Annotated in this window: 9 protein-coding genes; 4 read left to right on the forward strand and 5 right to left on the reverse strand. The window is 46.3% G+C overall.

Annotation, left to right across the window (positions count from 1 at the left end):
* Positions 1 to 209, forward strand: a 209-nt coding sequence (locus RIG66_RS14480) for a hypothetical protein (protein WP_446379120.1), incomplete at its 5' end; no start/stop codon positions are given.
* A gap of 45 nt (positions 210 to 254) precedes the next feature.
* On the opposite strand, the gene dnaK is transcribed toward RIG66_RS14480, so the two are convergent.
* On the reverse strand, positions 255 to 2,321 hold the full coding sequence (gene dnaK, locus RIG66_RS14485; RefSeq protein ID WP_446379122.1) for a molecular chaperone DnaK: 2,067 nt from the start codon (positions 2,319 to 2,321) through the stop codon (positions 255 to 257).
* 248 nt (positions 2,322 to 2,569) lie between these two features.
* On the opposite strand from dnaK, the gene RIG66_RS14490 reads away from it, so the two are divergent.
* Positions 2,570 to 2,734 (forward strand): hypothetical protein, encoded by a 165-nt coding sequence (locus RIG66_RS14490; protein ID WP_446379124.1) that lies wholly within the window; start codon positions 2,570 to 2,572, stop codon positions 2,732 to 2,734.
* A gap of 47 nt (positions 2,735 to 2,781) precedes the next feature.
* Here RIG66_RS14490 and RIG66_RS14495 read toward each other — a convergent pair whose 3' ends face one another.
* Positions 2,782 to 2,961 (reverse strand): hypothetical protein, encoded by a 180-nt coding sequence (locus RIG66_RS14495; protein WP_446379135.1) that lies wholly within the window; start codon positions 2,959 to 2,961, stop codon positions 2,782 to 2,784.
* Here RIG66_RS14495 and RIG66_RS14500 point away from each other — a divergent pair.
* A complete protein-coding gene (locus tag RIG66_RS14500) occupies positions 2,889 to 3,566 on the forward strand; it encodes a Uma2 family endonuclease (protein WP_446379126.1) in 678 nt (225 codons plus the stop codon). The genes RIG66_RS14495 and RIG66_RS14500 overlap by 73 nt on opposite strands.
* Before the next feature lie 23 nt (positions 3,567 to 3,589).
* On the opposite strand, the gene RIG66_RS14505 is transcribed toward RIG66_RS14500, so the two are convergent.
* Positions 3,590 to 5,140, reverse strand: coding sequence for a dolichyl-phosphate-mannose--protein mannosyltransferase (locus RIG66_RS14505; protein WP_446379127.1), 1,551 nt, complete (start codon positions 5,138 to 5,140; stop codon positions 3,590 to 3,592).
* A gap of 43 nt (positions 5,141 to 5,183) precedes the next feature.
* On the opposite strand from RIG66_RS14505, the gene RIG66_RS14510 reads away from it, so the two are divergent.
* Positions 5,184 to 6,599, forward strand: coding sequence for an NCS2 family permease (locus RIG66_RS14510; protein ID WP_446379129.1), 1,416 nt, complete (start codon positions 5,184 to 5,186; stop codon positions 6,597 to 6,599).
* A 54-nt stretch (positions 6,600 to 6,653) separates the two neighbouring features.
* Here the strand turns inward: RIG66_RS14510 and RIG66_RS14515 are convergent, their stop codons facing one another.
* Together RIG66_RS14515 and RIG66_RS14520 are read right to left on the reverse strand one after the other, a co-directional pair.
* The gene (locus RIG66_RS14515) at positions 6,654 to 7,241 is read right to left on the reverse strand and encodes a YdcF family protein (RefSeq protein WP_446379131.1); all 588 of its coding nucleotides are present in this window, start codon (positions 7,239 to 7,241) and stop codon (positions 6,654 to 6,656) included.
* Between the two features lie 68 nt (positions 7,242 to 7,309).
* Entirely contained in the window at positions 7,310 to 8,506 is a 1,197-nt protein-coding gene (locus RIG66_RS14520; RefSeq protein ID WP_446379133.1) for a glycosyltransferase, read from the reverse strand.
* Positions 8,507 to 8,820: the final 314 nt, after the last annotated feature.

The following is an 8,820-nucleotide window of genomic DNA, read 5'->3' on the forward strand; positions in this document are numbered from 1 at the left end:
TCATTGGTCATTGGTCATTGGTCATTGGTCATTGGTCATTGGTCATTGGTCATTGGTCATTGGTCATTGGTCATTGGTCATTGGTCATTGGTCATTGGTCATTGGTCATTGGTCATTGGTCATTGGTCATTGGTCAAATGGTTCTTGCCCCTACACACCGGGCGGGTTTTGCCGCCAAGCTAGGGATGACAATCAATATTATTCCCTAAACCCGCCCCTACACCCAGAGGTGCCATGCTACGCCTTTACACTATTTAAAACCAATCATCATCCTCTTCATCCCAATCATTTTCTAAGGGGGCGGAACGAACATCGCGACGAGAATAACTTCTGGGTCTTTCGTAATCGCGTTGGCGACTGGATCGACCTGTCCCTACACCATAATCATACGGATCACGGGGTTCACGCGGTTCACGCCGTCTGGGTTCCCAATAAGCATCGTCTTCGTCTTCTCCAGTGAAGACACGACGAATTGAGCCAAAAAAGTCATCATCCTCATCTTCGGCGTAAGCTAACCGTACCTCCCGTTTGAGTTCATAGAGAGTATCTTGTAAATCTGACTGCGCCCGATCAATCGCCCGATCATCATTTTGGGCGATCGCGTCTCGGAGTTCCAAGACTAGGGCTTCAATCCGCCGTCGATACGCACTGGCAAATTGGGTGCCAAAATCCAGCGTCACTTCCTTGAGTTGGCGTTCTGCATCCGTCGCCATGGTTTCGGCGCGGTTGCGCTTCTCTACCCGTTCCCGCCGTTGACGATCCAATTGGGCATTTTCCTCAGCGTCGCGAATCATCTGTTGCACTTGCGACTCATTTAAGGTCGATGCACCTTGGATTGTCACACTTTGCTCCCGTCCCGTGGTTTTATCCAGGGCGGTTACCTGTAAAATCCCATTAGCGTCAATATCAAACGCCACTTGCACTTGGGGAACGCCTCGGGGCGCAGGCGGAATTCCGGTCAGCTTAAACCGTCCCAGGGATTTGTTATCATTTGCCATTTCCCGTTCCCCTTGCAGGACATGAATTTCTACGAGGGTTTGATTATTTTCGCTGGTGGAAAAGATATCGGATCGCCGCACGGGGATAGTCGTATTCCGGGGAATCAGTTTTTTCATCACCCCACCAATAGTTTCCAATCCCATCGATAACGGCGTCACATCCAGCAACAGCACATCCTTGACTTCATTACTCAGGATACCCGCTTGAATGGCTGCGCCGACGGACACTACTTCATCAGGATTCACATTTTGATTCGGTTCTTTGTCAATCAAACTCCGCACCAATTGCTGAACTAAGGGAATCCGAGTCGAACCCCCAACCAAAACCACCTCATCAATTTGTACAGGCGTCAATCCCGCATCTTTGAAGGCGCGTTTCAGGGGACGACGTAAACGACTCACCAATTCTCCACACAATCCCTCAAACTGGGGGCGAGTCAGTCGGGTTTCCAGATGCTTCGGTCCCTCGGCGGTAGCGGTGATAAAGGGTAAATTAATCTCCGTCACCCCCACCCCCGAAAGCTCAATCTTGGCTTTTTCAGCGGCTTCCATCAATCGCTGGAGGGCTTGGCGATCGCGGCGTAAATCCACGCCTTCGGCTTCCAGGAACTGTTCGGCTAGCCAATCGACGATTTTGCGGTCAAAATCATTTCCCCCCAATTGAGTATCGCCACTGGTGGCTTTCACCTCAAATACGCCATCCCCCACATCTAGAATCGAGACATCAAACGTACCACCGCCCAAATCAAAGACTAAGATTGTCTGACTGTCTTCCCGATCCAACCCATACGCTAAGGATGCGGCTGTGGGTTCATTGAGAATTCGCAACACCTCCAACCCCGCAATCCGCCCCGCATCTCGCGTCGCCTGTCGTTGGGAATCATTAAAATAGGCGGGAACCGTAATCACCGCCCCCGTCACCTCTTCACCCAGATAGCGAGTCGCCTCATCCGCCAACTTCCGCAGTACCATCGCCGAAATCTCTTCCGGGAAAAATTCCTGCTTCAAGCGGGGACAGCGAATTTTAATCGCGTCTTCTGGATCACGGCGAATCGTATAGGGGACGCGCTTTGACTCAGGATTGAGTTCGCTATATCGACGCCCCACAAAGCGCTTAATCCCATAAAACGTATTTTGGGGATTCAGAACCCCTTGGCGGCGTGCCATTTGTCCGACTAAGCGTTCCCCCTCCTTACTAAAAGCCACCACAGAAGGGGTTGTCCGCATACCTTCTGCATTAGCAATGACAACCGGCTTGCCACCCTCCATGACGGCTACCACAGAGTTTGTTGTCCCTAGGTCAATGCCGACTACCTTGCCCATGCGTACTTTTGTCTCCTCTCGCTGTTAATGCCAAATCGCTGAATACAATAACTTTAGAGATTTTAATGGATAGTTGACCAGAGGAAGTGCGATCGCTGGTCATTTTACCTATTCTATCGTGAGGAAGAGGGGGAGCTGGGGAAGCTGGGGGAGCTAGGGGAGCTGGGGAAGATGGGGGAGCTGGGGAAGATGGGGAAGATGAGTAAAAATCACAAGTTTTGTAGGGGCGGGTTTAGGGATTAACCTTGATGATTTCTGATAACTGTGATGCAAAACCCGCCCTTGTTCTATTATTTGAGAGCAAAAACTATTTGCCTGTTTTTATTCAGGGGTGTTTGACCGGACATGATATGACTCAACAGCCTTTGTTGCGAGTGCGATACCCGTCTTGTCGGGTGCGTTCCTACCAATAACTCCCATGACTCACTCGAACTCCATCATGGGAACACACCATCCCAACTTATCGGTGAGTGCGATCGCATCCCTGGTCGTTTGAGTAAAAAATTCCCTTAACCTTAACATAGACATAAGCCAAATCAAGCTGACCGATGAATTGGAGCAATAACAATGATCGCGATCGCCAACAAACCCCTGACCTTCGAGGAATTTCTGAACTGGGATGATGGCTCCGGTAGGTCATTCGAGCTTGTCAAAGGAGTTGCCATGCCCCTCAGTGAACCTACAGCTAAACATGAAGACGTTGTTGATGGGCTTTGTCGTCTCCTGAACAACCATTGCCAAGACTTTAATTTACCCTATGTTCCCCGTCAGAGCAAGCAAGTCCGGTTGAATAACGCCCCCGGTGAAAATGAGTCCAGTCGTAAAGCCGATATTGTGATATTCGCCAAAGACGAATGGCAAAGAATGCGCCAAAGTTCAGCATCTGCGGCAGCATACATACCACCTCCCCTGGTGATTGAAGTTGTCAGCACCAATTGGCGGGACGATTACCGGATTAAATTAAATGAGTACGAAACACTCGGAATTCGGGAATACTGGATTGTCGATTATGCTGGACTCGGAGGAGTTCAATATATTGGATCTCCTAAACAACCCACTGTAACGATCAATCGTTTAATTGACGATGAATACCAGGCAGCGCGATATCAAGGAGACGCGACAATTCTGTCTCCTTTGTTTCCTCAGTTAGAACTGAGGGAGCTGAGGGAGCTGGGGGAGATATTAGCTGTTCAGTTATTTCTGCCTTCTTGCACTACAAGCGCCGATATGACCAATGACCAATGACCAATGACCAATAACAAAATAATCTAAATCCAAGAACGGAACCACATTCGCAGTTGATGACCCCCAGGAGATAAAGGTAATCCTAAATAAATCGGCAACCAAAAGACAAATGCCAACAGAATTAAACTGATAACCGTTATTGCCGCAATTTGCCAAAATTCTTGCTCTCGATGTAGCCAACGGTCAATCAGCCAAGCTAACCCTAACCCAGAAAACACAGAAGCTCCCATATAGTGGTATAAAAATGTACAGCGACTTACCCCAATCCAAGGTACTAACTGAGCCAACCAGTTAAGACCTAAATAGAGGCTAATATAATTCACTGTTGTGGGTGGAAAATATCCACACATTCCTGAAAAAATACGCTGTAGCAACAGCAACAGTAACAATAAAATGGCTGCTGTTGATAACCACCAAAGGATAGGATTTCCCATCGCATGGACATCATAGATCACCTGACCATATCCTTTGGGTAACGGAGGGTAAGCCGGGACTTGTTCGCGGGTACTCTGGGCGGTTTGGTAAAAGTAAGCCACAGGTCGCAGCATAATTAGCCAAGTGTACCATTTAGAACAGTAGGGATGAACATCGGGTCCGCTGCCGATTTTTTCGTGAAACGTCAAAATTCTATAGTGGGCTTCCAAAAACCCGGGTTGGGGATTCATAATTAGGTGGGGAATCCAAAGTAAGCTATACGTCAACGCCGGAATTAAGGCAAAATTGACTAAAAATTGAATCCCGTTTAATTGAGTTAAATTAACTAAGGGAGTTTTAAGTGTTGAGTGTTGAGTGTTGACCCTTCGCTTCGCTGTAGTGCATGGTTTGTAGGGGCGGGTTTCACTACTATCGTCTCTTTTTGACCCTGATGCAACTAAACCCGCCCCAACCCAAGGTTTAAATTTTGAACTATCTCCTCTCCACCGAAGCAACCAAGCCATTCCCCACAGGAGGTAAACCCCGAATAAAAACCATAAACCATTCCATTTAATACAAGCAGATGCGCCGAAAAAAGCACCCGATAATGCCAAAATTATCCAGCGTTTCGACTGAGATTGATTGAGTGCGATTAACAAACATAAATTCCCCAATAATCCCAAAATAACCAAATAGACATTATTCAGCGCGTAGCGAGACTCAACTAAAAATAGACCATCCGCCCCAGCTAACAAGGCGGCGATTAACGCATAGCTGCGACGCCGATTAAGCTGATAGGCAATTCCGGCAACAACTAAGGGAATAAACGAACCCGTGAGCGCATTCAGCCAACGGTAACTCCAGGTCGATCGTAATGAACCCGCCAAACCATTCATAGTATGGTGATCCCAGGGAAGATGAGAACCCAGCCACATGCCGATCGCGATAATATATTGGCTCAAGGGCGGGTGGGCATTGAAAAAGTCTGTTCCGGTTAAATAGTTATTGGCAAATTTGGCATAATACACCTCGTCAAATACCAGCATATTAAATCGACCTAATCCCCAAAATCGAAGTAGGACTGAGGCTAAAAAAATAGCGATTAATCCAAGGCGAAACCAATACTTTGATAAGTGATATAATTTATGATTCCCAATCATATAATACTAATGGCTAAATCTTAGGGCATCTCAGGCGATACTTATGAGTCATCATGATCCAAATCAAGCGCATTCCCATGCTAATCCGTCTGGACAACCAGCGAAACAGCCGGGAGTTTTGGCTAAATTCTTTAAATTTGATCGATACCACACTACGATCCGCATAGAACTATTGGCAGGGTTCACCACCTTTATGACGATGGCTTATATCTTGGTGGTGAATCCGGGAATTTTATCCGATGCTATTTTTTTACAAGCATCAGGAGATTTGTTTAATGAATTGGTCATCGCCACAGCACTTTCTGCGGCAATTGCTACCCTAGTTATGGGATTGTGGGCGAATTACCCCCTTGCCCTTGCACCCGGTATGGGGCTTAATGCCTTTTTTACCTACTCGGTGGTATTGGGATTAGGCATCGACTGGCGGATTGCCCTTTCTGCTATCTTAATCGAAGGGTTGATTTTTATTGCCCTAACGTTGTCAAATGTCCGTCATTTAATCGTCAAAGCGATTCCCAATTGTCTGAAACGGGCAACAGCGGCTGGAATTGGCTTATTTATCGCCTATATTGCCTTAAGTGGGGCGGGGATTATCGCCGCTGATGCAGTGACGAAAACAAAATTAGGGGATTTGAGTCAACCCTCGACATTAATTGCGATCGCGGGTATCCTAATTACCTCCGCATTTGTCGCCCGTCGCCTCACCGGGGCGCTGCTATGGGGGATTTTGGCAACGGCGGCGCTAGCCTGGATTCTCGGCGTGTCTCCGTTACCAGAGGGGATCATCGGTGTTCCTGAGTTACCTGTGGATTTAGTCGGAGTTGCGATCGCGGGATTGGGTAGAATCAATCAGGTGAATGGCTGGGATTTCCTAGCAGTGTTGTTCGTGTTTCTGTTTGTAGACTTATTTGACACCGTGGGTACGCTGACTGGGGTGGGGATGCAGGCGGGTTATATTAACGAACAGGGGGAATTGCCCCGGGCGAATCAAGCATTGATGGCGGATGCAGTAGGAACCACAGTAGGGGCAGTTTTGGGAACCTCGACGGTGACGACGTATATTGAGTCGGCTTCGGGGATTGCGGAAGGGGGGCGCACGGGATTTACGGCTGTTGTTGTCGCGGTTTTGTTTATTGGTTCGATCTTTTTTATTCCGTTACTGTCGGGAATTCCAGCGTTTGCTACGACGCCAGCATTGGTAATTGTGGGGGTATTAATGGCTGGGAATTTACGGGGAATTCATTGGGATGATCCGGCGGAGTCAATTCCTTCCTTTTTAACAATTTTAATGATGCCATTGACGTATTCGATCGCCGAAGGTTTAGCGATTGGATTGATTACTTACCCGTTAATTAAAGGATTTCAGGGGAAAGCCCATGAAGTCGCGATCGCGGTGTGGGTTTTGGCGGGGATTTTTGTGCTACGTTTTATCGTGATGGCGCTGAATAGTGGTGGATGAGTTTAAGGGTGTTCCCCGATCAATTGTACTTTTTTAACGCAGAGGACGCAGAGGTTAACGCAGAGGTTCGCAGAGGTTCTCATAAATGATATAACCAAGAAATAACAAAGGACGAATGACGAATGACAAATGACTAATCAATTGTGACTTAAGTGTAGCGCCAGTATGACCTGTAATAATCCATAGTAGGGCGCGAATGCTGTCACGAAGAATACGCAGCCAGGATTCAGGGGGTTGGTTGGAGGATACGGCGATGGGGGTGAAGGTGATGCTTTGGCTTCCGAGGACAAGAGTCGCGATCGCTTTGGCTCTGGGGATATGATAGTCTGAGGTGATTAGGTAGATATGTTGGATTTTTCGGCGTTTGAAGTCAGCCACGAGAGAGGTGAAATTGGTGACGGTATCGACGGCGTGATAGTCGAGATGAACGCGCTGAATTGGAATATTGGCATTTTGGAAAATAGTATAGGTAATATCAGGGGGTGAACCACTGGAAACCCAGATGTTTAGGGAGGGGTGAGTTTGGGCAAATTGGGCGGTGAATCGTTCGCGATCGCGCCCACCGCCTAAGGTTAGAATTGCTTGAGGGTAGGGTGATTGGTATTGTGCGATCGCCAGCCGCAGGGGAATGATACCGATCAATAGTAGGATGAGGGTAACACTGACCCAACCCAAAAAACGATATCGTTTGTGACAGCAACAAACACCCTTCACTGGCTATAGGTTAAATCTTCTGGTAAAGGTTTTTTTTCAATAATAGCAGTGTAAACTCGGATCAGCTTTTTCGCCGCTTGTTCCCAAGTATAGTTTTGAAAGATGAATTCACGGGCGCGAGTTCCCATCACTTTGGCTTGTTGAGGATGATTTAAGCAGTTAATTAAGGCATTGGCAATAGCCTCGGTATCAATTGCCACAACATGAGCGGCTTTAGCCTCAGCCGCTTCTGGGAAATTGCAGCCTGTAGTAATTATACTGGGTAATCCTGACGCCATACCTTCTAAGACAGACATACTGAAGCCTTCGGAGTAAGATGGAGCAACGTATAGAGTCGCGGCGGCTAGAGCAGCATATTTCAATGATCCGGTGAGCATCCCTGTAAAGGTGACAGCATCTAGACAGCCTGCTTGTGTAAAATAGCGTTTAGCTGTGGGCAAAAAGCCGATATTATCGGGTCCAGCTATAACTAAATGCGTCTGCGGAAACTGACGATGAACTTTAGCAAAAGCAGGAGCAAGTAAATCGAGTCCTTTTTTCGGATCAAGGCGACCCAAAAATAAAATTAGGGTTTTATTTCGGGTTGTCGGGAATTGATGGAAGAAAATATTAGGGTTTGCTAATTTAGTCAGTTGGGGCGGGTGGATACCATTGGGAATAACCACTCTAGGACTTTTAATCGCCAAATCATTCATATTCTCACCTTCAGTCCTGGCAAGCACTTGGATAGCACTGGCTTGTTGAAGAGCTGGTTTTTCAAATAAAGCGTAGTAATATTGTTTTTTCCAGGCTTTGTGAGATAATGCCCAAGGTTCTAGCATTCCATGGGGCGTTGTAATGTAAGGAATCTTGGAAATCATACATATCCATTGGGCAATAGAAATCAGAGGACAAAAAATAGTATTTGTGTGAATTATGTCGTAGTTCCTTCTATGGCTAATGAGCCACCGGAGTAAAGAGGTGCTAATAATCAAGTCGTTGCTATGCCAACATGGAAAATACTGAATTTGATAATTTTCGTATACAAGCCATGATTTTAGAGTATAATCTAATCTATCTTTACCATTAGCATTCGTTGTAATCACATCGATAGATATATTAAATTGGCTAATTGCTTGTGCCAGTTCGATAATGACTTTTCCCGGTCCCCCATAATGATCACCCAAATAGGGAGTAATCCATAAAATTTTCATTATTCTTTATTTTTTTAGAACTTCCTCTCAGCATGATTAATCATCTCAAGCCTTTGTTATAATATTTTAACTATAATTGGCTTCCCTAATCGGGCTATTTAAAAATCTAGAAATCTTCAAAATTACAGCTACTTTTCTGAAGGGGTGACAAGCAACTCAAAAGCTCGGCAGAAAAAGCATTTCACCCCTCTTTCCCTCAAAAAGATGGTAGCTTATTGACAGGTTTATTGAGAATGAAAAGGGGAATGAGAATGATAATCATCTGGGTGACTCACAGGGAGTCTGTTGGTTATCTTTAATCCTTAAATGTTCCC

The organism is Coleofasciculus sp. E2-BRE-01 (assembly GCF_040221695.1).
In the GTDB taxonomy this organism is placed as follows: Bacteria; Cyanobacteriota; Cyanobacteriia; order Cyanobacteriales; family Coleofasciculaceae; genus Coleofasciculus.

Coding starts and splice junctions, on each gene's coding strand:
- RIG66_RS14500 (WP_446379126.1), top strand. CDS start 2,889: ATGATCGCGATCGCCAACAAACCCCTGACCTTCGAGGAATTTCTGAAC.
- RIG66_RS14505 (WP_446379127.1), bottom strand. CDS start 5,140: ATGATTGGGAATCATAAATTATATCACTTATCAAAGTATTGGTTTCGC.
- RIG66_RS14510 (WP_446379129.1), top strand. CDS start 5,184: ATGAGTCATCATGATCCAAATCAAGCGCATTCCCATGCTAATCCGTCT.
- RIG66_RS14520 (WP_446379133.1), bottom strand. CDS start 8,506: ATGAAAATTTTATGGATTACTCCCTATTTGGGTGATCATTATGGGGGA.
- dnaK (WP_446379122.1), bottom strand. CDS start 2,321: ATGGGCAAGGTAGTCGGCATTGACCTAGGGACAACAAACTCTGTGGTA.
- RIG66_RS14495 (WP_446379135.1), bottom strand. CDS start 2,961: ATGACCTACCGGAGCCATCATCCCAGTTCAGAAATTCCTCGAAGGTCA.
- RIG66_RS14490 (WP_446379124.1), top strand. CDS start 2,570: ATGATTTCTGATAACTGTGATGCAAAACCCGCCCTTGTTCTATTATTT.